Source organism: Xanthomonas floridensis, from assembly GCF_001642575.1.
Taxonomy (GTDB): domain Bacteria; phylum Pseudomonadota; class Gammaproteobacteria; order Xanthomonadales; family Xanthomonadaceae; genus Xanthomonas; species Xanthomonas floridensis.
The window spans coordinates 15,884-38,523 of sequence record NZ_LXNG01000057.1 but is presented as its reverse complement, the minus strand read 5'-3'; the positions used below and the strand labels follow the sequence as shown (position 1 = coordinate 38,523).

Sequence of the window (22,640 nt, the reverse complement as noted above, 5' to 3'; positions counted from 1 at the left end):
CTTGCCAAGAATCGATTGATGCGAATGTCCCCCGCCGTGTTGACCTGCGCGCTCACCCTCCTGGCCGGTCTGGCACAGGCGCAGCAGGCCGCGCCGACGGCGCCCACAGCCGATGCGCAGGCCGCCGCGACAACCGTGCCCGAGGCGCCGCTGCCCGCCGGCAGCGCGCGCGCGGCCACGCTGCGCGATCTGGGCATCGATTACGAAATCACCTTGCGCGGCGTGCAGGGCAGTGCCGGCGTGCCCTTCAGTGTGCGCAGCGACGAGATCGTCACCGCCGCCACGCTCAATCTCAAATACAGCTATTCGCCGTCGCTGCTGCCGGACCTGTCGCACGTCAAGGTCACCATCAACGGCGTGACCGTTGCGACCTTGCCCACCGACAAGGCCAACGCCGGCAAGCTGCTCTCGGCCGACCTGCCGATCGATCCGCGCCTGATCACCGACTACAACCAGCTCAACCTGCAGCTGATCGGCCATTACACGCGCGACTGCGAAGATCCCGACCACAGCAGCCTGTGGGCGAACGTGGATGCGGCCACCAGCCTGTCGCTCACCACCACGCCGCTGGCGCTGGCCAATAACCTGGCGCTGTTGCCGGTGCCGTTTTTCGATGTGCGCGATACGCGGCGCCTGGAGCTGCCGTTCTATTTCCCGCAGCAACCGGACATGGCCACGCTGCAGGCCGCCGGCACGGTCGCCTCGTGGTTCGGCACCCTGGCCGGGTATCGCGGCGCGGTGTTCCCGGCATCCACCACGGCGCTGCCGGCCAGCGGCAATGCGGTGGTGTTCGCCACCCCGGCCACCTTGCCGGCGCAGTTCGCCACCGCCGACAGCGGCGTGGCCGATATCCGCGGCCCCACCGTGGCGGTGGTGGTCAACCCCACCGATCCGAACGGCAAGCTGCTGCTGGTGCTCGGCCGCACCACGGAGGATCTGCAGCGTGCCGCTGCCGCACTGGCGCTGCGTGCGCCGTTGACCGGCGCGGTGGCCCGGATCGGCGAGATGTCCGCACCGGCGCCGCGCCAGCCCTACGACGCCCCCAAGTGGGTGTCCAGCGAACACCCGGTGCGTTTCGGTGATCTGGTCACCCAGGCCGGCGCGCTGAATGTCACCGGCTACCACCCGGACCTGATCCGGGTCGGCCTGCAGCTGCCGCCGGACCTGTTCGTGTGGGAGCGCGACGGCATTCCGGTGGCGCTGAAATACCGCTACACGGTGCCGGAGGTGGACAACAAGTCTGCGCTCAACGTCAGCATCAACGAGTCGTTCGTGACCACGCTGCCGCTGACCGGGCGCCCGTTCGCCGAGTCCACCCCGATGCGCTGGTGGAACAGCCTGGGCGCGCGCGGCAGCATGCCGGTGCACCAGGACCTGAAGTTGCCGGTGGGCGCCTTTTCCGCCAATAGCCAGCTGCGCTTCCACTTCTTCTTTGATCGCCCGCAGGGCGAGGCGTGCAAGAACACCTTCCCCGACGTGTCCGGCGCCATCGATGCCGATTCCACCATCGACCTGAGCGGCTTCCACCACTACATGGCGATGCCGAACCTGGCCGCGTTCGCAAACGCCGGCTATCCGTTCACGCGGCTGGCCGACCTGTCCGAATCGACCATCGTGCTGCCCAACAACCCGGGCGACCAGGATCTGGGCAACGTGCTGACCCTGCTCGGGCGGTTCGGCGCGAGCACCGGCTACCCGGCGCTGCATGCGCAGATCATCGGCGCCAGCGCGGTGCAGCAGCACGCCGATCGCGATCTGCTGCTGCTCGGCAGCGCCGACTCGCAGCCGTTGTTCAAGCAGTGGCGCGCGCAGCTTCCCATTGGCCAGGACGGGCAGAGCCGGCGGGTCGGCCTGACCGACTGGCTGTTCGAGAAACTGCCCGGCTTCCTGTCCTTCGACGCGCGCCGCACCGACCTGCCGACCACCACCGAGGTCGCGCTGCAGCCCCAGCCGGACGACGTGCTGTTGATGGGCTTCGAATCACCGCTGAAATCCGGCCGCAGCGTGGTCGCGTTCCAGACCGAAGACCCGGCCAACATGAGCCGCCTGTTCGATGCCTGGTTCGACCCGGCCCTGCTCAAGGACTTCCAGGGCAGCGTGGTATTGCTGCAGCAGAAGAAGGTCACCAGCCTGGTCGGCAACCAGACCTATTACGTGGGCCACCTGCCGCTGCCGACCTGGCTGCGCTGGTACTTCTCGCACCATCCGGTGTGGTTGGCGTTCACCGTGGTGCTGCTGGCGCTGTTGCTGGCCCTGGCCGCCCGCGTGCTGCTGCGCCGGCATACTGCAGAGCGACTCAACCAAGGACACGGCACATGAGCGCGCATCACACCGGCAGTGCGATGACCCGCCGCCGCCTGCTGCGCGCCGGTGCGCTGGCCGGCCTGGCGGCGGTCCTGCCGGCGGGCGCCAAGCCGGCACCGGCGCAGTGCGGCAGCTGGCCGTTGTGGAATGCATTCGTGTCCAGGCACATCCAGCCCGATGGACGGGTGGTGGATTTTCTCAACCCCGACCAGCGCTCAACCTCCGAAGGCCAGTCGTATGCGCTGTTCTTCGCGCTGGTGGCCAACGACCAGGTGCTGTTCGACAAGGTGCTGGGCTGGACCCGGCACAACCTGTGCGGCGGCCGCCCGGACCTGAACCTGCCGGCCTGGCTGTGGGGCCGCGACGAGGGCGGCAACTGGCGGGTGCTCGACCCCAACACCGCCAGCGACGGCGAGTTGTGGATCGCCTACGCCCTGCTGGAAGCGGGCCGGCTGTGGAACCGCCCCGGCTACGTCAAGGCCGGCCAGCAGATCCTGCAGCTGATGCGTGCGCAGGAAGTGGCCACGCTGCCCGGGCTCGGGCCGATGCTGTTGCCCGGCCGCAGCGGATTTGCGGACAAGGGCCGCTGGACGCTCAACCCCAGCTACCTGCCGATCCAGGCCCTGCGTCGCTGCGCCAGTGCCGATCCCAAGGGCCCATGGGCCGCCATCGCCGCCAACAGCGCGCGCGTGCTGCGCGAGAGTGCGCCGGTGGGATTCGCCCCGGACTGGACGGGATGGGACGGCACCAGCTTCAGCGCCGATCCCAAGCGCGGCAATGTCGGCAGCTATGACGCCATCCGCGTCTACCTGTGGGCCGGCATGCTCGATGCCGGCGAACCGCTGCGCACCAGGTTGCTGCAGGACCTGTCCGGCCCGGCCGACCTGCTGGCAGCAGGCACCGGTTTTGCCGAAAAGATCGACACCGCACGCGGTGTGGGCACCGGCCCGGTGCCGGTGGGATTTTCCGCTGCGCTGCTGCCGTACCTGAGTGCCCTGGGCCAGCCCGCATTGCTCAAGGCGCAGGCGCAGCGCATTCCCGCCGCCGCCCAGCCTGCGGCCGCCGCCCTGCCGTACTACGAACGCACGCTGGCCCTGTTTGGACAGGGCTGGCTTGAGAACCGCTACCGCTTTGCCGCAGACGGGCGCCTGCTGCCCGCCTGGAGAACGCCTGCATGCTCCGCAAAAACCTGACGCCGCTCTACCTCGCCGGCATGATCGACCTGTGCCTGCTCGCCTCACCGGTGCATGCGCAGACCGGCGCCACCCAACAACTGGTCGGGCAGGGCAACTACTGGCATGACCAGGGCCGCGACGACCTGGCCGCCGACACCTGGAAGAAGCTGCTCGGCATCGACCCGGACCAGCCCGACGCCTTGCTCGGCCTGGCCCAGATCGACCTGGCGCAGGGCCGCCAGTCCGAAGCGCGCAAGCGCCTGCAGCAACTCGAAGCGGCCCACCCGCAGTCGCCGCAGGCGCAGCGCCTGCGCGTGGCGATCGGCGCGCGCGGCAGCGCCACCGCCGGCGAAGATCCCAATCTGCGCAACGCGCGCCGCGCTTCTGCAGCCGGACGGTATGTAGAAGCTGCCCGCAGCTACGAGGCCGTGTTCGCCGGCAAGGCACCGCCGCCGAACCTGGCGCTGGAGTACTACCAGTCGCTAGCCGGCACGCCCACCGGCTGGGAGCGCGCCCGTGACGGTCTGCGCAAGCTGCAGGCCAGCGAACCGGGCAATCCGTCGTTGCAGCTGGCCCTGGCCCAGGTGCTGAGCTACCGCGAACCCACCCGCCGCGAAGGCATCGCGCAGCTGCGCACGTTGGCGCAGCGTGCCGACGTCGGCGGCCCGGCGCGCATCAGCTGGCGCCAGGCGTTGCTGTGGCTCAATGCCAACACCGCCGATGCGCCGCTGTACCAGGCGTTTCTGGCCGGCACCCCGAACGATGCGGAAGTCACCGCCAAACTCGGCCAGCTGAGCAACCGCCGCAGCGCCGAGACCACGCCCGCCGATCCCAATGGCATTGCGCTCGGCGAAGGCTTCCGCGCGCTCAACGCCGGCAACCTGGGTGTGGCCGAACAGCGCTTCACCCAGGTGCTGCGTGCGCGTGCGCGCGATCCCGAGGCACTGGGTGGGCTGGGCTCGGTGCGCCTGCGCCAGCAACGTTTTTCCGAAGCGCAGGAGCTGCTGCGCCCGGCGGCGGCCAGCAATGGCAAATGGAAACCTGCGCTGGACAGCGCGCGCTATTGGCAGCAGTTGCAGCAGGCCGAGGCCGCGCGTGCGCGCGGCGATCTGGCGCAGGCACGCCAGCTGGTCGAACAGTCGGTGCAGTTGCTGCCCAACGAGCCGGCCGGCCATGTGGCGCTGGGCGGATTGCAGGCCGCCGGCGACCCGGTCGCGGCCGAGGCCAGCTATCGCAAGGCGCTGTCGCGCGATGCCGACAATGCCGGCGCGCTGCAGGGCCTGGTCGGGCTGTACAGCCGCCAGGGCCGCATGCAGGAAGCCACCGAGTTGTTCAATCGCCTGCCGGCCGCCGAACGCGCCAAGTCCGGGGGACAGGCCTTGCTGCGTTCCAACGTGCAGCGTGCGCGTGCCCGCCAGTCGCTGGACGCCGGTGATGCGGTCAGCGCGCAGGCCGAGCTGGAAGCGGCCATGGTCGAACGTCCCGGCGATGCCTGGATTCGCCTGGATCTGGCGCGCCTGTACCAACAGGCCGGCCGCCCCGATCAGGCGCGCAGCGTCATGGACGGCCTGCTTGCCGTCCATGCCGATCAACCCGAAGCGCTGCATGCCAATGCGTTGTTCGCCCAGGAAAGCGGCGACTGGCAGGGCGTCTACGACAGCCTGGACCGCATTCCGGTTGCCGCGCGCACGCCGGAGATGACCCAGCTGCGCACCACCGCCTGGATCGAACTGCAGGCACGCCAGGCGCGGCTGCTGGTGGAGCAGGGCAGGGTGGGCGAGGCCCAGCAACTGCTGGCGCGTACCGAAACCGCGCTCGGCAACCAGCTCGACGACCCGCAACTGCTGGCCGCGCTGGCCGGTGCGCATGCCGATGCCGGCAATGCCCCGCGCGCGCTGGTGCTGGCCCAGCGCCTGGTCACCGGTGCCAATCCGCGCACCGAAGACCGCCTGCAATATGCCGGCGTGCTGCTGCGCGCGCAGCAGGACGCCGAGTTGTCGGCGGTGCTGCGCCAGCTGCAATCCACCACCATGACGCCGGAACAATTGCGCCGCTATCAAAGCCTGCGCAGCGCCTACACGCTGCGCCAGGTGGATGCCCTGCGCGAGCTCGGCAATCTGGAAGGCGCCTTTGATGCGCTGTCGCCGATCCTGGCCCAGCAACCTGACAACCGCGATGCGCAGGCCGCACTGGCCCGGCTGTATGCCGCCGCCGGCGACCAGCCGCAGGCACTGGCGCTCTACCAGCAGATCCTGCAGCGCCATCCCGATGACCTGGACACGCTCACTGCAGCCGCCAACAGCGCCGCCGCGCAGTCGGATCTGCGCAATGCCGAGCGTTATCTGCAGCGCGCGCTGGCGCAGGCGCCCGAGTCGCCAGAAGTGCTGGCCGCGGCCGGGCGGGTGTATCGCAGCGCCGGCAAGAACCGCAAGGCCGAGCAGTATTTCCGCGCCTCGCTGGCCGCCCAGCAGCGCCAGGCCGGCCAGCTCGACAACGGCCTGCCGGCCGCACGCGGCCCCGCCGTGGTGGTCTCGTCCGGTCGCCCGCTCAATCCGTTCTCCGGCATGACCGGCGGCATGCCGCGCTCACCGGCGGTGCTGTCCGAGCGCATGGACACCGGCAGTGACTACGCGCAGACCGCGCTGGCGCCGCTGCCCACGCAACCGGCCGCTGCCCGCTTCGCTGCGCCCGTCCCCGCGCCTGTCACTGCCGGCGCGGATGCCTACGCCGGCAATAGCGCCGATGCCCTGCCGCCGCCGGTGAGCGCCAGCGCGGCGCCATCGGTGCTGCCAGCGCCGGCCAGCCGTTCGCGCCTGCCCGCACGCAGCGTGCCGACGCTGGCACCGGCGGACGCTCCGCGCCCGCGCGGCGTCGCGGCGCAGGCACTGCCGGCGGCCAGCAGCGGCAACAGCGGCAACAGCGTGCTCGACGAACTGCGCGCCGTGCAGTCGGAAAACAGCGACAACCTCGCCGGCGGCGCGCTGTACCGCTCGCGCGATGGCGAAGACGGCCTGGGCCGCCTGGACGACATCGAAATGCCGGTGCAGGCCGAGTTCGCGGTGGGCGAAGGCAAGCTCGGCGTCACGTTGACGCCTACCGTGGTGGATGCCGGCACCCTGACCACCGATTACGCCACCGCCAGCCGCTTCGGCACCGGCCCGCAGACGGCGGTCAACGACGCGCTTGCCGCCGACCGCAGTCCGATCGACACGCTGACCAGCTCATCGGTGTATCAATTGCTCGCCACCCAGGGCAACACCGCCGCCACGCGCGAACGCCTGCGCCGTTATGCCTTGACTACCGGCTTGTTCGGCGAACTGCTCACCGAAAACAACAACAGCACGCCGGCGGCGTTGGCCGCGCTGGCCAACGAACCGTTGCCGGCGTACCTGCTCAGCGTCAATGCGTCCAACACGCCGATCGCGCAGCTGGCGCGCGACATCCTCAGCAACACCGCCATCAGCGAACAGCTGGCCGCGGGCGACGGCGCCGCGTTGCAGGCATTGGCCAGCAGTTCCGCCGCCGCGCAGCAGACGCCAACCTCGCTGGCGGCCACGCTCAACAGCATGGCCGCCACCGGCAACGGTGCGCGCCGGCTCAGCCAGGACGACACCGGCGTGGGTGTCGGCGTGCGCTATCGCAACGGCGGTTTCAGCGCCGATGTGGGCAGCACGCCGATCGGGTTCCAGGAGCAGAACATCGTCGGTGGGGTTGGCTATCGCGGCGAGCTCGGCGAGACGGTGAGTTGGTCGGCCGATGCGTCGCGGCGCGCAGTCACCGACAGCGTGCTGTCGTTCGCCGGCGCACAGGACGGCCGCAGCGGCCGCGAATGGGGCGGTGTCACCAGCAGCGGCGTCGTCCTGTCGGCCACTGCCGACAACGGCCTGCTCGGTGGCTACGCCAATCTCGCCGCACACCGCCTGACCGGCAACAACGTGGCCGACAACGACCACCGCCAGGCCGACCTGGGCTTCTACGTGCATGCGCTGGAAACTCGCAATCAGTCGCTGACCGCCGGCGTCAATCTGACCGCCATGCAGTACGACAAGAACCTCAGCGGCTTCACCTACGGGCACGGCGGTTACTTCAGCCCGCAGGAGTATGTGGACCTCGGCTTCCCGGTGCACTGGAGCGGCCGCAGTGCCGGGCAGAGCGTCAACTGGAAGGTCGATGCCAGTGTGGGCGTGCAGCATTTCAAGACCGACCCCACGCCGTATTTCCCCACCGACCCGACCCTGCAGCAGGCCGCCTACGATGCCGCATCGCTGGCGGCGCTGCTGGGCCTGGTCGAGCGCTACACCGATCCGGTGTACGCGGGCGAAAGCCGTACCGGGGTGTCCTACAACCTCAGTGGCGCGGCCGAGTGGCGGGTGGCGCCGCAGTTGTTCCTGGGCGGGCGCATGACCTTCAACAACGCACGCGACTACAACCAGTTCAGCAGCAATCTCTATCTGCGTTTCGTGATGGATCGCCTGGGCGCTGCGCTGGGCCGCGCACCACAGGTGCTGACCTCGCCGTACGCCGCCGATCGCTGAGGCAGCAGGGGCACTGGCGGTCCGCTCTCGCAACGGGCAGTTGCCGCTGCATGGCGGCCGGGCGATGCCTGCCTGCGGCCTGCTGTGTGGGCGCACGCCTGGCACAACCGTGCATCGATCTTGAGAGCGGCGTGCGGCGCACCGCACCGCGCCGCATAAACGAACGGCGCCTCGCGGCGCCGTTCGCATCCCCATCACGTGGTGCAGGCGCGCCTTACGGGCGAACCTTGGTGGCACAGATGAAGGTCGCCGCCTGCTGCACGCGGCTGATCGCTCCCTGGTCTTCCAGCTCGCGCAGATGGTCGTTCATGCAGCTCAGGTAACCGAAGCGATTGCCTGCATTCTGCGTCTTGCACAGGCTGTTTTCGGCAGTGAGGTTGGCGCCGGCAATCAGCCCGCCAGTCTCCACGGTCGGTACCAGCGTATTGCAGTTACCCAGCCGGGTCAGGCCACGGTTCAAGGTCCAGCCGATATCGGCAAACATCGCCGGGGTCAGGTCGATGTTCAGATGCGCCTGCACTTCCGGCGTATCGAACGGTTCCATCAGCGCATTCGGCTGCAGGTCGGTGTCGAAGTGCGAGAACGTCGAGCCGCCTGCCACAACGCTGGGGGCGTACAAACGCGTGCGGCCGGCGCTGTCGGTGCCCTGCAGCAGTTCCGGATCCTCGTACAGCCCGGCCACGACCGCGGTGCTGCCCTTCAGGCGTGCGCCATCGGCCTGCGACACCATGATCGCCGGGATGGTGATGTCGGTGATCGGCGGGGCCGCGTTGCCCATGGTCTGCACGCCGGCGGCGTTGTTGGCCACGATCACGCCCACCGCGCCATTGAGCTGGGCGTTCTTGACCTTGATGGCGAAGGCGCAGGTGCCGCGGTCGATCAACGCCACCTTGCCGGCCACCTCGGCCGCGTTGACGAACGGGGTCTCGCAGCCATCGGTCGCCGATGCGGCGGCGACGCCATCGTTGACGGTCACCACTGCGCGGGCGGGGAAATTGCCGGCGGTGGCCAGCAGGCCGAAGCTGGCAAAGCCCACCTCGAACTTGCCGGCGGCGGTGCTGGGCGCGGTGACCTGCAGCAGCGTGCGCGGATCCAGGATCAACGCCGCCTCGCGGTTGACGCGCGTGCCGGCCCATACCGTGCGACCGGGTGTGCGCATTGCTTCGGCGCGCAGGGCATTGGTCATGGTCGGGTCGTCGAAACGCTTGTTCTGCACGTTGTCGTAGGCCTGCGAGGTGTAGACGTCGGTCAGCCCGCTGCCCGAACCGAGCACGCCGGTGGTCTTGTTGAGGAAGCCGGCAGCGCCCAGGCCGTGGCCGATCTCGTGCATCACCACGTTGAGGAAGTTGATCTGGCCCTCCGGGGTCTTGCCGTCCAGGCCCAGGTACCAGCCGGAGCCGGCCAGGCAGTCGTCCTTGCCCAGGTCGCCGTTGAATTGCGAAAACACGTCGGCCGGATCGGCTGGATCGGGCACCAGGTCCTGCCCGGCGATCGCATCGCCCAGCGCAGACGGATACAGCGTATTGGGCTTGGCGCCGGGGAAGTTGTTGACGATCCAGTTCGGGCCGGCCTGGCCCAGGGTGCCGCCGGTGGCGGTACAGGTCAGCCGCGCGAACGAGGCGTACACCTTGATTTCCACGTTGCTCTGCAGCACCGCGCCCCACAGGTCCATTGCGTACTGGTAGGCGATGCGACGCTGTTCGCCGACCGACCGCCCGGGGTTGCCGCCTAGCGGGGCAGCGGCAGTCGGGTCGTTCAAGCCGACCACGGTGCCGGCGTCGCCATTGATCAGCGTGACATTGGCAGCCGAGGCGTGCAGCGGTGCGAGTGCGGCGGCCACCGCCAGGGACAACAGCAACAAGGGCTTATTCATGCGGCAGCGCTCCGTGCTCGGCGTGGGCGGGTTGGGTGTCGGCGTCGTCGCTGTGCTCGATCACGATGCGGCCATCGGCCTGGCGGGTCGCGGTCAACGAGCTCATTTGTGTGGCCGGCAACTTGCGCGCCACGGTGCCGTTGGGCAGGCGACGCTCGGTGGCGCGTGCGGCCGCCTCGGTTTGCGGCATCGTGGTGCGGGTCGCGGCGCTGCGGGCAGCCGCGCCGGCCTGCTGGTCCAGTGCCGCGCTCTCGGCATCGGTCAGTGGGCGCAGCTTGCCGGTGACAGGATCGATACCGACCTTGGAACTGGCGGCGACATCCTGCGCCCCGGCAAGCGCCGGCAGGCAGGCAACACACAGCACGCCGGACAGCATCCATCCGGGCTTGCGAACGCTCATCATTGTTGGGGTTTCCTTGGGGCCAACTGCAGAAAGAACGCCGTGCGAGATCCCGGCGTTCGGGAGAAATCCTTCCGATTTAGTCTGTTCATGACTGAATCATGAATCCGTGACTTGTGTCAATCTTTTGACAGGCCGAGCGTCTCAAGCGAAGTCATGGCCTGAAAAAGTCAGCTTCGTGCTTGTGCTCGGCGCCTTTTCTGCGGTGCGACGTTGATTTGGGGCCGGTCCCAGTCAGAAATCTGACGCGGTGGCGGGGTGGGGCAGCCGGTGTTCTTTCGGAGCGGGTGCCGAGATGGGCGGATGCGGGGCGGGCGAGGCTGCGCGGGTCGTGCAGCGGCACGTGGCACGTCGGTCGGTGGTCCATGCGATGCGTTGCATGCCTGGCCCGCGCTTGCGGCGCAGGCGCCGGCCAGCGCGCTGGAAGGGCGTAGTCCGCGGGTTGGTCATGACGGACGGGTCTGGATTTCCGTCTTGTCGAGGCGGTCGGCAGATCGACGTGCCCGCAAGCCGCAGGCAGCGGGGAGCGCGACGGGCGGTCCGGAGCAGTTGCCCCACCGAACGGAGCCGGTCCGTGCGTATGCGCATTCGATCCATCCGCTCGTACACTGCGCCCCACGCGTGGCGGCATGGACAGCGGTCACCGCTGCACGCGTGGTCCGTCGCCCCCCTTCAGGTCATGCATGCACGCCGTCATCTACCACAACCCCGCCTGCGGCACGTCCCGCAACACCCTGGCGCTGATCCGGCATGTCGGCATCGAGCCGCAGATCGTCGAGTATCTGCAGTACCCGCCAGACCGGCAGACGCTGCAGTCGCTGATTGCCGATGCCGGCCTGTCGGTACGCGATGCCCTGCGCCAGAAGGGCACGCCGTATCTGGAACTGGGGCTGGACGATCCCGCGCTGGATGACGCCGCCCTGCTGAGCGCGATGCTCGCGCATCCGATCCTGATCAATCGCCCGTTCGTGCAGACCCCGCTGGGGACGCGCCTGTGCCGTCCATCCGAGCAGGTGCTCGACCTGTTGCCACCAGCCACCGGTGCGTTCGTCAAGGAAGACGGCGAGTGCGTGCTGGACGAGACCGGCCAGCGGATCGGCGCCTGAGCGCCGCAGCAATCGCAGTCATCACTGCGCCGCTACCGGTCCTGCCTTTTTCACGCTGCGCGCATCCAATGACACCGTTGCGCGGTGACCGGGCAGGGCGGATCGGCGCTTGGCGCCAACGCCATGGGAGTCATGGATTGCACCGCTACCACACGGTATCTACCGCGCTGGAAGCGACCAACCAAGCGACTGTGCGACCACCGTCAGGCGCGGCCGGTGCCAGGGACGTCATGCGGCACTCGTCCACGCCGATTGGCGCCGTGCACACCTGCCTGGCAGCCGCTCGCCAGCGTGTGGTGGCCGTTCTAAGATCGCCGTATCGTTTTTGAGGAGCATCGACATGATTCGCGAGATTATCCGCATGGGCGACAAACGCCTGCTGCGCGTGGCGCCACCGGTGACCGACCTGGGCAGTGCCGACTTGCATGCCTTGGTGGCCGACATGTTCGAGACCATGGACGATGCGCGCGGCGTCGGTCTGGCCGCTCCGCAGATCGCGGTGGACCTGCAATTGATGGTGTTCGGTTTCGAAGTCAGCGAGCGTTATCCGGACGCGCCCACGGTACCGCGCACGGCCTTGGCGAATGCGCAGATCGAGCCACTGTCGGACGAGATGGAAAACGGTTGGGAAGGCTGTCTGTCGATTCCCGGCCTGCGCGCGGTAATCCCGCGTTACCGCCACATCCGCTATCGCGGCTTCGCGCCCGACGGCACCCCGATCGATCGCGAGGCCGAAGGCTTTCATGCGCGCGTCGTCCAGCACGAGTACGACCATCTGGTCGGACGCCTGTATCCCTCGCGCATCGAAAATTTCGATACCTTCGGTTTCGAAGACGTGTTGTCCTACGACTTGTAGCGCAGCAGTCGCGCTGCGCATTTCATCTTCGACAGCGGCACGGTCTAGGCGGGACGGCACTGCACCTCGGATATAAAAAGGGCGCCTTGCGGCGCCCTTGTCATGCTTACTTCAGCGCCTTGAAGCGCAGACGCTTGGGACCTGCGTCATCGCCCATGCGGCGGCGCTTGTCTTCTTCGTACTCGCGGTAGTTGCCCTGGAAGAACTCCACGTGCGACTCGCCTTCGAACGCCAGGATATGCGTGGCGATGCGGTCCAGGAACCAGCGATCATGCGAAATCACGAAGGTGTTGCCCGGGAACTCCAGCAACGCATCTTCCAGCGCACGCAGGGTTTCGATGTCCAGGTCGTTGGACGGTTCGTCGAGCAGCAGCACGTTGCCGCCCTGCAGCAGCGTCTTGGCCATGTGCAGGCGACCGCGCTCACCACCGGACAGCGAGCCGACCATCTTCTGCTGGTCCTGGCCCTTGAAGTTGAAGCGGCCGATGTAGGCGCGCGACTGGATCTCCACGCCATTGATGTTGAGGATATCCAGGCCGCCGGCGATTTCCTGGAACACGTTGTGGTTGCCCTCCAGCGCGTCGCGGCTTTGGTCCACGTAGGACAGCTGCACGGTGGGGCCGACCACGATTTCGCCGGAGTCGGGCTTTTCCTGGCCGGTGATCATCTTGAACAGGGTCGACTTACCGGCGCCGTTGGGACCGATGATGCCGACGATGGCGCCCGGCGGCACGATCATCGACAGGTTGTCGATCAGCAGGCGGTCGCCGAACTTCTTGGACACGTTCTTGAACTCCATCACCGAGTTGCCCAGGCGCTCGCCCGGCGGGATGAAGATTTCATTGGTCTCGTTGCGGCGCTGGTAGTCCACCGACTGCAGCTCTTCCAGGCGGGCCAGACGCGCCTTGCCCTTGGTACGGCCGCCCTTGGCGTTCTGCCGCGACCATTCCAGTTCCTTCTGGATCGCCTTCTGGCGTGACTTTTCCTGGTTGTCTTCCTGCTTGAGGCGCTCGTCCTTCTGGGTCAGCCAGTCGGTGTAGTTGCCCTTCCACGGAATGCCGCGGCCGCGGTCCAGCTCGAGGATCCACTCGGCGGCGTTGTCCAGGAAGTAGCGATCATGGGTCACCGCCACCACGGTGCCGGTGTAGCGCGCCAGGAACTGCTCCAGCCACTCCACCGACTCGGCGTCCAGGTGGTTGGTCGGTTCGTCGAGCAGCAGCATGTCCGGCTTCTGCAGCAGCAGGCGGCACAGCGCCACGCGACGCTTCTCACCACCGGACAGCTTGCCGACGATGGCGTCCCACGGCGGCAGGCGCAGCGCATCGGCAGCCACATCCAGCTGGTTTTCCAGGGTGTGGGCATCGCCGGCGGCCAGGATCGCCTCCAGACGCTCCTGCTCCTTGGCCAGCGCATCGAAGTCGGCGCCCTCTTCGGCATAAGCCAGATACACCGCATCCAGCGCGGCCTGGGCCTGCAATACGTCGCCCACGCCTTCTTCGACCGCTTCGCGCACGGTGTGCTCGGGGTCGAGCTGCGGTTCCTGGGCCAGGTAACCGACCTTGATGCCTGCCTGCGGACGGGCTTCGCCCTCGAAGTCGGTATCCACGCCGGCCATGATCTTCAGCACCGTGGACTTGCCGGCGCCGTTCAGGCCCAGCAGGCCGATCTTGGCGCCCGGGAAAAAGCTCAGCGAGATGTCCTTGATGATCTGCCGCTTGGGCGGGACCACCTTGCTGACGCGGTTCATGGTGTAGATGTATTGCGACATGGGTGCTCCGTGGACGCAGGCAGCCCACCGGCCGGGGCCGGAGGCAGCGGAAAAGGGATTGCGTCGATTATACGGGCAAGCGCCCGGAGCCGCGCCGGGTGGAAGCTAGCTAAACGGCAGCCTACCTATTACCTGAATAGGGATTTTCGTAACCGATTCCAGCAAGAATGCGTTAAGGCGGGCAGCGTCTTAATGAAATTGCGACATCGCAAACAGGAGCTGGTCATGAACCGCAAACGCATCGTCACTGTTGTGCTTTCTTCCATCCTGGCGCTGGGCTCGGTGGCTCCGGCAGCGTTTGCCGACGACTGGGGCCGCGGCCACGACCGTCATGGCCACGACCGCGACGATCGCCACGACCGCGGTCGCGATCACCGTGGCGATTGGCGCGGCGATCGCCGCGACTGGCGCGATGACCGTCGCGACGACCGCCGCTACTACAGCAGTGGCTACCGCGAGGGCTATCGCGACGCCCGTTACCAGGACCGTCGCTACGACCGCAACCGGGTCTATGTCTACGATCGCCCCAGTTACTACCGCGCCGGCCCGCCGCCGCGCCCGTACTGGGCCCGCGGCCAGCGGTACCACGGCCCGGTCTATGTGATCAACGACTACGACCGCTACAACCTGCGCCGCCCGCCGTACGGCTACCGTTGGCAGCGCGACAACACCGGCAACCTGCTGCTGGTCGCCATCGCCACCGGTGTGATTGCCGACCTGGTCCTCAACAACTGAGCAGGCAGCCGGCGGCCGAGCAATCGGGCCAGCCATCACGCAAAGGCGCACTCCGGTGCGCCTTTGTCGTTTGCGGGGCGCGCCGACCGATCGGGCCCATGTCCGCCAGCGGCGCGATTGGTCACCTGTGCGGCGGGGGCTTACAATCGGCGGCCCTACTGGCTGCAGCTGCCCCGGAGCTTCGAATGTTCTCGCGCGACGTCCGACTGGAAACCTACGACCCCGAACTGGCCAAGGCCATCGCCGCTGAAGTCGGCCGCCAGGAGGATCACGTCGAACTGATCGCCAGCGAGAACTACTGCAGCGCCCTGGTGATGGAAGCCCAGGGCAGCCAGCTAACCAATAAGTACGCCGAAGGCTATCCGGGCAAGCGTTACTACGGCGGTTGCGAGTACGTGGACATTGCCGAACAACTGGCAATCGACCGCATCAAGCAGGTGTTTGGTGCGGGGTCCACGGAAGATATGTACGCCAACGTGCAGCCGCACAGCGGCTCGCAGGCCAATCAGGCGGTGTATCTGGCGCTGTTGCAGCCCGGCGACACCATCCTGGGCATGAGCCTGGCCCATGGCGGTCACCTGACCCACGGTGCCAAGGTCAACGTCTCCGGCAAGCTGTTCAACGCGGTGCAGTACGGCGTCAACGAGCAGGGCCTGATCGATTACGACGAAGTCCAGCGCCTGGCCACCGAGCACACGCCGAAGATGGTGGTGGCCGGTTTCTCTGCGTACTCGCAGAAGATCGACTGGGCGCGCTTCCGCGCCATCGCCGACAGCGTCGGTGCGTATCTGTTCGTGGACATGGCGCACGTGGCCGGCCTGGTGGCCGCCGGCGTCTACCCGAGCCCGATGGAGCATGCGCACGTTGTCACCTCGACCACCCACAAGACCCTGCGCGGCCCGCGCGGCGGCATCATCGTGGCCAAGGGCGCCAGCGAAGACCTGCAGAAGAAGCTGCAGTCGATCGTGTTCCCCGGTATCCAGGGCGGCCCACTGATGCACGTGATCGCGGCCAAGGCGGTTGCGTTCAAGGAAGCCTTGGAGCCGGCGTTCAAGACCTACCAGCAGCAGGTGGTCAAGAACGCCCAGGCGATGGCCAACACGCTGATCGCGCGTGGCTACAAGATCGTGTCCGGCGGCACCGAGAATCACCTGATGCTGGTGGACATGATTGGTCGCGATGTCTCCGGCAAGGATGCAGAAGCCGCGCTCGGCAAGGCGCACATCACCGTCAACAAGAACTCGGTGCCCAACGACCCGCGCTCGCCGTTCGTGACCTCGGGCCTGCGCCTGGGCACCCCGGCCATCACCACGCGCGGTTACAAGGAGCAGGACAGCATCGACCTGGCCAACTGGATCGCCGACGTGCTGGATGCACCGAGCGACGAAGCCGTGCTGGCCAAGGTGCGCGACGCAGTGACCGCACAGTGCAAGCGTTATCCGGTCTACGGCTGAGATGGGAATGGGGAATAGGGAGACGAGAATGGTAAAAGCAACGCTGCGATAGCTCTGCTGTTCCGATTCCCTATTCCCCTCTCCCTATTCCCGGACGCCTGATGCACTGCCCCTTTTGCCAGCACAACGACACCCGCGTGATCGATTCGCGGGTGTCCGAAGACGGCACGACGATTCGTCGGCGCCGCGAGTGCGAGGCCTGTGGCGAGCGTTTCAGTACGCTGGAAACCATCGAGCTCAAGCTGCCCACCGTGGTCAAGAGCGATGGCGGGCGCGAGGCGTTCGACGCGCGCAAGCTGCGCACCAGCTTCGACCGCGCGCTGCAGAAACGCCCGGTGTCCGAAGAACAGATCGAAGCGGCGGTGCGCGCGGTGGTGCATCAGCTGCGCATGTCTGGCGAGCGCGAAGTGGGCTCGCTGCGGGTGGGCGAATACGTGATGGTGGAGCTGCGCAAGCTCGATCATGTCGGCTATGTGCGGTTCGCTTCGGTCTACCGCAGCTTCCAGGATGTGGCCGACTTCCGCGAAGAAATCGAAAAGCTCGAACGCGAGCTTCCGGTCGGCAGCGAGCAACTGCCGTTGCTGGAAGCGGCGCTGGAACGTGCTGGCAAACCCGGCAAGCGCTGAGCGCATGCGCATCGCCTGCGTGGCGGACACGCCAGAGCATCTGCCTGCCATCGCGCAGGCGCATCTGCAGGCCTTCGGCAGCCTGTTGCCGGACTGGACGATCGATGAAGCGTTGAGCGAGCTGCGCAGGCATACGCGCGATGGCGTGATACCCACCACCTGGGTCGCGCTCGATCGGTCGCACTGGCTCGGTTCGGTCAGCCTGCTGGAGAACGACGACGACCGCATCCGCCAATGGTCGCCCTGGCTGGCATCGCTGTTCGTGCAGCCGCAGGCGCGCGGGCAGGGCATTGGCGAAGCACTGGTGGCGCACTGCGTGCGTGCCGCCGCGCAATTGCGTGTGCCGCTGTTGTATCTGTATTGCCAGCCGGCGCTGGTGCCTTTTTATCTGCGACTGGGCTGGCACACGCATGCCAAGCTGCTGCTTGGCCCGATGCAGATCGTGGTGATGGCCATCGCGCCCGAAGGAGCAAGGCAATGAAGGTAACGGCCGACGACCACCGCTGGATGGCGCAGGCGCTGCGCCTGGCAGAACGCGGTGCATACACCACGCGGCCCAATCCGATGGTGGGCTGCGTGATCGTGCGCGATGGCGTGTGCGTGGGCGAAGGCTTCCATCAGCGGGCCGGTGGCCCGCATGCCGAGGTGTTCGCACTGCGCGCTGCCGGCGCGCTGGCGCGCGGCGCCACCGCTTACGTCACGCTGGAGCCGTGTGCGCATTACGGGCGGACGCCCCCGTGTGCACTGGCTTTGATCGAGGCAGGCGTGACGCGTGTTGTCGCAGCGATGGCCGACCCGTTTCCGCAGGTCAACGGGGGTGGATTCGCGCTGCTGCGTGAGGCAGGAATCGAGGTGGTCAGCGGCGTGCTGCAGGCGCAGGCACGCGCGCTCAATCGCGGGTTTCTATCGCGGGTGGAGCGTGGCAGGCCGTGGTTGCGGGTCAAGCTGGGCGCCAGCCTGGATGGGCGCACAGCGCTGGCCAGCGGCGAGTCGAAGTGGATCACCGGTGTAGATGCACGTGCCGACGTGCAACGCTGGCGCGCGCGTGCCGGTGCCATCCTGACCGGTGCCGGCACGGTGCTGGCGGACGATCCGGCGATGACGGTGCGCTTGGGCGATGACACGCCCTTCGTGCCGCCGTTGCGGGTCGTACTGGATGCGCGCTTGCGCACCTTGGAGTGCGGGACCATTCGTCAGGGCGATGCGCCGACGCTCTATCTGCATGGCAACGCGATGCCCGTTCCATCGCTGCAGAATGCCGAGTTCGTCGAGATGCCGCTGCAGGAAGGGCGCTTCGATCTGGGGTCGGTGCTGGCGCAACTGGCAGAGCGCGGCATCAACGAAGTACATGCAGAGGCCGGCGCAACGTTGAGCGGCGCGCTGCTGCAAGCCGGCCTGGTCGACGAACTGTTGGTCTACATGGCTCCGGTGCTGCTGGGCGATACCGCCAGACCGCTGCTGGCCGGGTTGGGCATCGATACGATGGCGCAACGGCGCACGCTGCATCTGGCCGATGTGCGCCAGCTTGGCCAGGATCTGCGGCTGCGCTATTTGCCTGGGGTCGTCGAGTGAGCGCTGGCTCTGGCGCAAGAGAACGTTGCAGGATGCTGATCCTCCAGCTCACGCGTTCCGTAAGCGTCGAAGCTTGAGGGTGGCGTTATCGAATGCATGGCCTGCCTGGGCCGGCCAGGTCCGAAGGTCCCAGCGATGACGGCGATTGGTTGAACACGCTGCCGACCAACATTTGCTCTCAAGCCGCGTTAGATGAAAATTAGCCTCCTTTCTGTCATCGGATTTTTAACTATGACCCTGGTCACCGCACAAGCCCGGCAGTTTGCGGAAGGGCAAGTCTGGAAGTACCGCAACAGGGCCGAAGAGCCGGGATCGACGCTGCAGATCAACAGGATCGAGAGCGAACCGAAGATTGGCGAAGTCTTCCATATCAGCGTCCGCGACGTTCGGGTAAAAAATGCGCGTGCGCCCGATGGCATCTCGACGGAGTTGCCGCATTCTCCGGTATCCAGAGCGACACTCGAAAGCTCGGTGACGACGCTTGTCGGTCAGTCCCCGGTGAATCCGGAGTATCTGGAGGGCTACACAACCTGGCGGACTGCCTTTGAAGAAGGCAATGCTGGAGTTTTCACGATCCCCGTCAGTGAGATCGTCGATGTCATCGAAACCACGCTCAATCAATAGCAGGATGCGGCGTGATGTAGTGGTCGACGGCATGCTCTGGCGTCTGGACGTTTCCTAATGCAGATCGCAGCAAGCGTGCGTGCGATGTTGCAGGCGCTAGAAACACGGCTTCCAGCGCCCATTCTGCTGGTGGTGCTTGCAGCCGTGGTGTGGCTATTGCTGGGAGCGTTCTATTCGCGTGCGTGCTCTGCCATTGGCGTGCTGTGCCTTGCGCTTGGCCTTTCAATCAATGCATGGTCGAACGTCAGGTGGCGGTTTGCGCGTACCACGGTCGATCCACTGCACCCGGAGCGATTTAGCTGTATGGATCTTCCGTGACCAAAATTTTTGTCTTAAGGAACGCGCGAATCGCGCCAGGCGTGGACGGACACAAAAAAGGCTCCGCAAGCGGAGCCTTTTTCTGCAGCTGCAGCGCGTCGATCAGAAGCTTGCGCGCACGCCGACACGGTACTGGTTGGCGTTGTCGATGAACTGCGCTTCGGCCACCAGGCCCCAGGTCGGGGTGAAGTTGACCTGGCCGCCCAGGGTGCCGACGAATTCGCCTTCGTCCACGTCGCTGCCGTCGATATAGCCGGCCTTGATCCATGCTTCGGTACGCGGCGAGGGCTTGCCACGCAGGCCGAGGTTGCCGAAGCCCAGGCTGCTGGTGTCGGAGGAGTCGTCGATCGAGCGGCCACGCAGGCGCAGGTCGGATTCGACCTTGGAGCGCAGCACGCTGATGTCGGCGATGAACTCAACGCGCTCGGTCATTTCCTGGCGATAGCCGATACCGACGCTGGCCTGCTGCAAGGTGCCTTCGAGCACGAAGCCGGAGCCGAGGTTGAAATCCTTGGTGGCGCGCTGGTAGCCGGCGAGCAGGTAGACCGGCTCGGCAATCTGCCACGAACCGCGCAGGTAGCCGCCGTCCAAGTCGTCCGAATCGTCGTTCACGGTGATTTCGGTGCGGTTCCAGCCGCCTTCGACATAGCTGTAGCTCAGGCCTTCAGCAGCGGCGGCAAACGGGGAGGCGGCCAGCAGGGCGGCCAGAATCAGGGTGGTGCGCATGAGTGTTCTCTTTAGAGTTGATGTCCGTGTCTTCCGGCCCTTTGCAGGCTGGAAAAGCGCGACGTCTCCCGTCGCGGTGCGCAATTTAACAGACTCTTCACAAAACTTGCTATGGGGAAATTCCTGACATGACACAGCGTCCTATTGGCCTTAGCTGGTGGTCAGCAATGGCGCCGATGCGCGCTGTTAAACTGCGCCGGCCGGTTCGCCGGTACTTACGAACGTCTTCAGGGCGGGGTGCGATTCCCCACCGGCGGTAGGCACGTGCAAGCGTGCGAGCCCGCGAGCGCTTCGCCGCCAATCCGCCCCGTGCGGACGCGGGGGCGAAGGTCAGCAGATCCGGTCCGATGCCGGAGCCGACGGTATAGTCCGGATGAAAGAAGACGGCCAACGCGCAGCCCTCGCGGCTGTGCGCGCGCCTGTTTGCTTTGCCTTGTGGCGTTTTTCGCTCAACTCCTGCGAGAAACGACTATGCCTCTGCATCACCTGCTGCGCTGTCCTGCACCTGTTCACCGCCCGACTCCTGCGCAGCGCTCGCTGCACAAGGGGGCGCACTGATGTTCACCGGAATCATCGAGGGCGTCGGCCGCCTGGCCGCGCGCCAGCCGCAGGGCGGCGATGTGCGATTCACCTTTGCCACCGGCAGCCTGCCGTTCGACGCCGTGCAGCTGGGTGAGAGCATCGCGGTCAATGGCGTGTGCCTGACCGTGATCGCGTTCGACGCAACCAGTTTCCAGGCCGATGCGTCCACCGAAACCCTGTCGCTGACCACGCTGGGCGCGTTGCCCGACGGCGCGGTGATCAATCTCGAGCGCGCGATGCGCCCCACCGACCGGCTTGGCGGTCATCTGGTGAGCGGGCATGTCGATGGCCTGGGCCAGGTGCACTCTGTCCATGACGATGCCCGCGCACAGCGCTGGCGCTTTGTGGCACCGCCCGAGGTGCTGCGGTATGTCGCCAAGAAGGGGTCTATCTGTGTCGATGGCGTCAGCCTGACCGTCAACGCCGTGGACGATGCCGGCTTCGAGGTCGCGCTGATCCCGCATACCGTGGCAAACACGGCGTTTTCGGCAACGGCAGTGGGGGCGGCGGTGAATCTGGAAATCGACCTGGTGGCGCGTTATGTCGAACGCCTGCTCGGCACGCGGGGGGCAGCATGAATTTCGCACCGGTTCCCGAGCTGATCGAAGAGTTGCGTGCCGGGCGCATGGTGGTGATCGTCGATGACGAAGACCGCGAAAACGAGGGCGATCTGATCATGGCTGCCGAGCTGGTCAAGCCGTCGGACATCAACTTCATGGTCACCCACGCACGCGGCCTGGTGTGCCTGTCGCTGACCCGCGAGCGCTGCGCGCAGCTTGGCCTGGCGCCGATGGTGCGCAACAACACCGCGCAGTTCCAGACCAACTTCACCGTCAGTATCGAAGCGGCCGAAGGCGTGACCACCGGCATCTCCGCCTACGACCGCGCGCACACGGTGCGCACCGCGGTGCGTCCGGATGCCAAGCCGCAGGATCTGAGCCAGCCGGGGCATATCTTCCCGCTGATCTCGCAGCCCGGTGGCGTGCTGACCCGCGCCGGCCACACCGAAGCGGCCAGCGATCTGCCGATGCTGGCCGGGCTGGAACCGGCCGGCGTGCTGGTGGAAGTGCTCAACCCGGACGGCAGCATGGCGCGCCGCCCGCAGCTGGAAGTGTTCGCACGCGAGCATGGGCTGAAGATGGGCTCGATCGCCGACCTGATCGCCTACCGGTTGGCCAACGAGCACACCGTCGAGCGGGTGGATGCGCGCGAGATCACCACCGAGTTTGGACCATTCCAACTGGTGACCTACCGCGACCGCATCGCCCACGACCTGCACTTCGCCCTGGTGCGCGGCACGGCCGATCCGCACACGCCCACCCTGGTGCGGGTGCAGGTGGAAAACCCGCTGGCCGACCTGCTGCACTGGCAGCGTGAGGATTTCGGCGTGCCCGCCACCGACGCCTTGCGCGCCATCGCTGCCGAGGGGCAGGGTGTGATGGTGGTGCTGTCGGCCCCGCGCGACAGCGAATCGTTGTTGGCGCGGTTGCGTCAGCAGCCCGAGGCCGCCACCAATGCCAAGGATGTCAGCCAGTGGCGGCGCAATGGCGCCGGCGCGCAGATCCTGGCCGAACTGGGCCTGGGCAAGCTGCGTGTGCTGGGGACGCCGCGGCGTCAGGTCGGCCTGGCCGGCTTCGGACTGGAAGTGGTGGAGTACCTGGAATGCCACCCGGGCCAGGGCGTGCGCTCGGTGCCGCCGGACGCGGTGCCGTAACCGATGCTTCTGCGCTGGTGCCGCGCCATGGCGTGGCACTGGTGCAGCCCGGCCGCCACTGCGCCGGCCGCAGCGCAGTCGCGGGCGGTGCCCGGGCCTGCAGTCGCCGCCAGCCTATCCCCTGCCCATACTGCTTTGGCGCCACGCGTCCGACGTCCGGCGTCCGGCGCCAAGCGTCCGGCGCCAAGGCAGGGCCTGCTTTGCCGGGCCACGCCGTGCCGGTGCCCGCCGGGGCTGACCCCGGCAGCTGTTAAACTTCCCGCCCCCTCGAG

The 22,640-nt window shown here is 67.0% G+C and carries 18 protein-coding genes and 1 riboswitch; of the genes, 14 read left to right on the top strand and 4 right to left on the bottom strand.

All coding sequences use genetic code 11. The features are described from left to right. The first annotated feature begins 18 nt into the window (after positions 1-18). The 3 genes from bcsB to A7D17_RS21115 are packed head-to-tail and all read left to right on the top strand — an operon-like array spanning position 19 to position 8,014. Positions 19-2,319, top strand: a complete 2,301-nt coding sequence (gene bcsB / locus A7D17_RS21125; RefSeq protein WP_064510908.1) for a cellulose biosynthesis cyclic di-GMP-binding regulatory protein BcsB — start codon at positions 19-21, stop codon at positions 2,317-2,319. Beyond that, positions 2,316-3,497, top strand: coding sequence for a cellulose synthase complex periplasmic endoglucanase BcsZ (gene bcsZ / locus A7D17_RS21120; protein ID WP_064510907.1), 1,182 nt, complete (start codon positions 2,316-2,318; stop codon positions 3,495-3,497). The genes bcsB and bcsZ overlap by 4 nt, the downstream gene beginning before the upstream one ends. Further along, positions 3,479-8,014 carry a cellulose biosynthesis protein BcsC gene (locus A7D17_RS21115; protein ID WP_064510906.1) on the top strand — a complete coding sequence of 1,512 codons (4,536 nt, stop codon included), beginning with the start codon at positions 3,479-3,481 and terminating at the stop codon, positions 8,012-8,014. The genes bcsZ and A7D17_RS21115 overlap by 19 nt, the downstream gene beginning before the upstream one ends. Before the next feature lie 214 nt (positions 8,015-8,228). Here A7D17_RS21115 and A7D17_RS21110 read toward each other — a convergent pair whose 3' ends face one another. Beyond that, complete coding sequence (locus A7D17_RS21110; RefSeq protein WP_064510905.1) at positions 8,229-9,887, bottom strand: PA domain-containing protein; 1,659 nt, start codon at positions 9,885-9,887, stop codon at positions 8,229-8,231. Next, positions 9,880-10,290, bottom strand: coding sequence for a post-PEP-CTERM-1 domain-containing protein (locus tag A7D17_RS21105; RefSeq protein ID WP_064510904.1), 411 nt, complete (start codon positions 10,288-10,290; stop codon positions 9,880-9,882). Before A7D17_RS21105 ends, A7D17_RS21110 begins: the two co-directional genes overlap by 8 nt. A gap of 680 nt (positions 10,291-10,970) precedes the next feature. Here A7D17_RS21105 and arsC point away from each other — a divergent pair. Both arsC and def read left to right on the top strand, forming a co-directional pair. Then, entirely contained in the window at positions 10,971-11,393 is a 423-nt protein-coding gene (arsC, locus tag A7D17_RS21100; protein WP_064510903.1) for an arsenate reductase (glutaredoxin), read from the top strand. A 340-nt stretch (positions 11,394-11,733) separates the two neighbouring features. Continuing rightward, complete coding sequence (gene def, locus A7D17_RS21095) at positions 11,734-12,249, top strand: peptide deformylase (RefSeq protein WP_064510902.1); 516 nt, start codon at positions 11,734-11,736, stop codon at positions 12,247-12,249. Positions 12,250-12,355: 106 nt separating this feature from the next. Here def and ettA read toward each other — a convergent pair whose 3' ends face one another. After that, positions 12,356-14,017, bottom strand: a complete 1,662-nt coding sequence (ettA, locus tag A7D17_RS21090) for an energy-dependent translational throttle protein EttA (protein WP_064510901.1) — start codon at positions 14,015-14,017, stop codon at positions 12,356-12,358. A 225-nt stretch (positions 14,018-14,242) separates the two neighbouring features. On the opposite strand from ettA, the gene A7D17_RS21085 reads away from it, so the two are divergent. The 7 genes from A7D17_RS21085 to A7D17_RS24355 all read left to right on the top strand — a co-directional run bounded on the left by A7D17_RS21085 (position 14,243) and on the right by A7D17_RS24355 (position 19,346). Further along, on the top strand, positions 14,243-14,752 hold the full coding sequence (locus tag A7D17_RS21085) for an RcnB family protein (protein ID WP_064511003.1): 510 nt from the start codon (positions 14,243-14,245) through the stop codon (positions 14,750-14,752). Between the two features lie 185 nt (positions 14,753-14,937). Continuing rightward, entirely contained in the window at positions 14,938-16,206 is a 1,269-nt protein-coding gene (gene glyA / locus A7D17_RS21080) for a serine hydroxymethyltransferase (protein ID WP_064510900.1), read from the top strand. Between the two features lie 101 nt (positions 16,207-16,307). Then, complete coding sequence (gene nrdR / locus A7D17_RS21075) at positions 16,308-16,832, top strand: transcriptional regulator NrdR (protein ID WP_005997276.1); 525 nt, start codon at positions 16,308-16,310, stop codon at positions 16,830-16,832. 4 nt (positions 16,833-16,836) lie between these two features. Then, on the top strand, positions 16,837-17,313 hold the full coding sequence (locus tag A7D17_RS21070) for a GNAT family N-acetyltransferase (RefSeq protein WP_064510899.1): 477 nt from the start codon (positions 16,837-16,839) through the stop codon (positions 17,311-17,313). Continuing rightward, complete coding sequence (gene ribD, locus A7D17_RS21065; RefSeq protein WP_064510898.1) at positions 17,310-18,404, top strand: bifunctional diaminohydroxyphosphoribosylaminopyrimidine deaminase/5-amino-6-(5-phosphoribosylamino)uracil reductase RibD; 1,095 nt, start codon at positions 17,310-17,312, stop codon at positions 18,402-18,404. Before A7D17_RS21070 ends, ribD begins: the two co-directional genes overlap by 4 nt. 231 nt (positions 18,405-18,635) lie before the next feature. Next, complete coding sequence (locus tag A7D17_RS21060; RefSeq protein WP_064511002.1) at positions 18,636-19,028, top strand: hypothetical protein; 393 nt, start codon at positions 18,636-18,638, stop codon at positions 19,026-19,028. Between the two features lie 57 nt (positions 19,029-19,085). After that, entirely contained in the window at positions 19,086-19,346 is a 261-nt protein-coding gene (locus A7D17_RS24355; RefSeq protein WP_153042017.1) for a hypothetical protein, read from the top strand. Between the two features lie 102 nt (positions 19,347-19,448). Here the strand turns inward: A7D17_RS24355 and A7D17_RS21055 are convergent, their stop codons facing one another. Next, entirely contained in the window at positions 19,449-20,072 is a 624-nt protein-coding gene (locus A7D17_RS21055) for an outer membrane beta-barrel protein (RefSeq protein WP_064510897.1), read from the bottom strand. A gap of 219 nt (positions 20,073-20,291) precedes the next feature. Continuing rightward, positions 20,292-20,461: riboswitch (FMN riboswitch) on the top strand. Positions 20,462-20,629: 168 nt separating this feature from the next. Here A7D17_RS21055 and A7D17_RS21050 point away from each other — a divergent pair. Both A7D17_RS21050 and ribB read left to right on the top strand, forming a co-directional pair. Continuing rightward, on the top strand, positions 20,630-21,232 hold the full coding sequence (locus tag A7D17_RS21050; protein ID WP_064510896.1) for a riboflavin synthase: 603 nt from the start codon (positions 20,630-20,632) through the stop codon (positions 21,230-21,232). Next, on the top strand, positions 21,229-22,368 hold the full coding sequence (gene ribB / locus A7D17_RS21045; RefSeq protein ID WP_064510895.1) for a 3,4-dihydroxy-2-butanone-4-phosphate synthase: 1,140 nt from the start codon (positions 21,229-21,231) through the stop codon (positions 22,366-22,368). Before A7D17_RS21050 ends, ribB begins: the two co-directional genes overlap by 4 nt. Positions 22,369-22,640 lie beyond the last annotated feature (272 nt).

Bases quoted from the DNA above. Each gene is read 5' to 3' on its own strand.
- bcsB (WP_064510908.1), top strand. From the start codon at position 19: ATGCGAATGTCCCCCGCCGTGTTGACCTGCGCGCTCACCCTCCTGGCC.
- bcsZ (WP_064510907.1), top strand. From the start codon at position 2,316: ATGAGCGCGCATCACACCGGCAGTGCGATGACCCGCCGCCGCCTGCTG.
- A7D17_RS21115 (WP_064510906.1), top strand. From the start codon at position 3,479: ATGCTCCGCAAAAACCTGACGCCGCTCTACCTCGCCGGCATGATCGAC.
- A7D17_RS21110 (WP_064510905.1), bottom strand. From the start codon at position 9,887: ATGAATAAGCCCTTGTTGCTGTTGTCCCTGGCGGTGGCCGCCGCACTC.
- A7D17_RS21105 (WP_064510904.1), bottom strand. From the start codon at position 10,290: ATGATGAGCGTTCGCAAGCCCGGATGGATGCTGTCCGGCGTGCTGTGT.
- arsC (WP_064510903.1), top strand. From the start codon at position 10,971: ATGCACGCCGTCATCTACCACAACCCCGCCTGCGGCACGTCCCGCAAC.
- def (WP_064510902.1), top strand. From the start codon at position 11,734: ATGATTCGCGAGATTATCCGCATGGGCGACAAACGCCTGCTGCGCGTG.
- ettA (WP_064510901.1), bottom strand. From the start codon at position 14,017: ATGTCGCAATACATCTACACCATGAACCGCGTCAGCAAGGTGGTCCCG.
- A7D17_RS21085 (WP_064511003.1), top strand. From the start codon at position 14,243: ATGAACCGCAAACGCATCGTCACTGTTGTGCTTTCTTCCATCCTGGCG.
- glyA (WP_064510900.1), top strand. From the start codon at position 14,938: ATGTTCTCGCGCGACGTCCGACTGGAAACCTACGACCCCGAACTGGCC.
- nrdR (WP_005997276.1), top strand. From the start codon at position 16,308: ATGCACTGCCCCTTTTGCCAGCACAACGACACCCGCGTGATCGATTCG.
- A7D17_RS21070 (WP_064510899.1), top strand. From the start codon at position 16,837: ATGCGCATCGCCTGCGTGGCGGACACGCCAGAGCATCTGCCTGCCATC.
- ribD (WP_064510898.1), top strand. From the start codon at position 17,310: ATGAAGGTAACGGCCGACGACCACCGCTGGATGGCGCAGGCGCTGCGC.
- A7D17_RS21060 (WP_064511002.1), top strand. From the start codon at position 18,636: ATGACCCTGGTCACCGCACAAGCCCGGCAGTTTGCGGAAGGGCAAGTC.
- A7D17_RS24355 (WP_153042017.1), top strand. From the start codon at position 19,086: ATGCAGATCGCAGCAAGCGTGCGTGCGATGTTGCAGGCGCTAGAAACA.
- A7D17_RS21055 (WP_064510897.1), bottom strand. From the start codon at position 20,072: ATGCGCACCACCCTGATTCTGGCCGCCCTGCTGGCCGCCTCCCCGTTT.
- A7D17_RS21050 (WP_064510896.1), top strand. From the start codon at position 20,630: ATGTTCACCGGAATCATCGAGGGCGTCGGCCGCCTGGCCGCGCGCCAG.
- ribB (WP_064510895.1), top strand. From the start codon at position 21,229: ATGAATTTCGCACCGGTTCCCGAGCTGATCGAAGAGTTGCGTGCCGGG.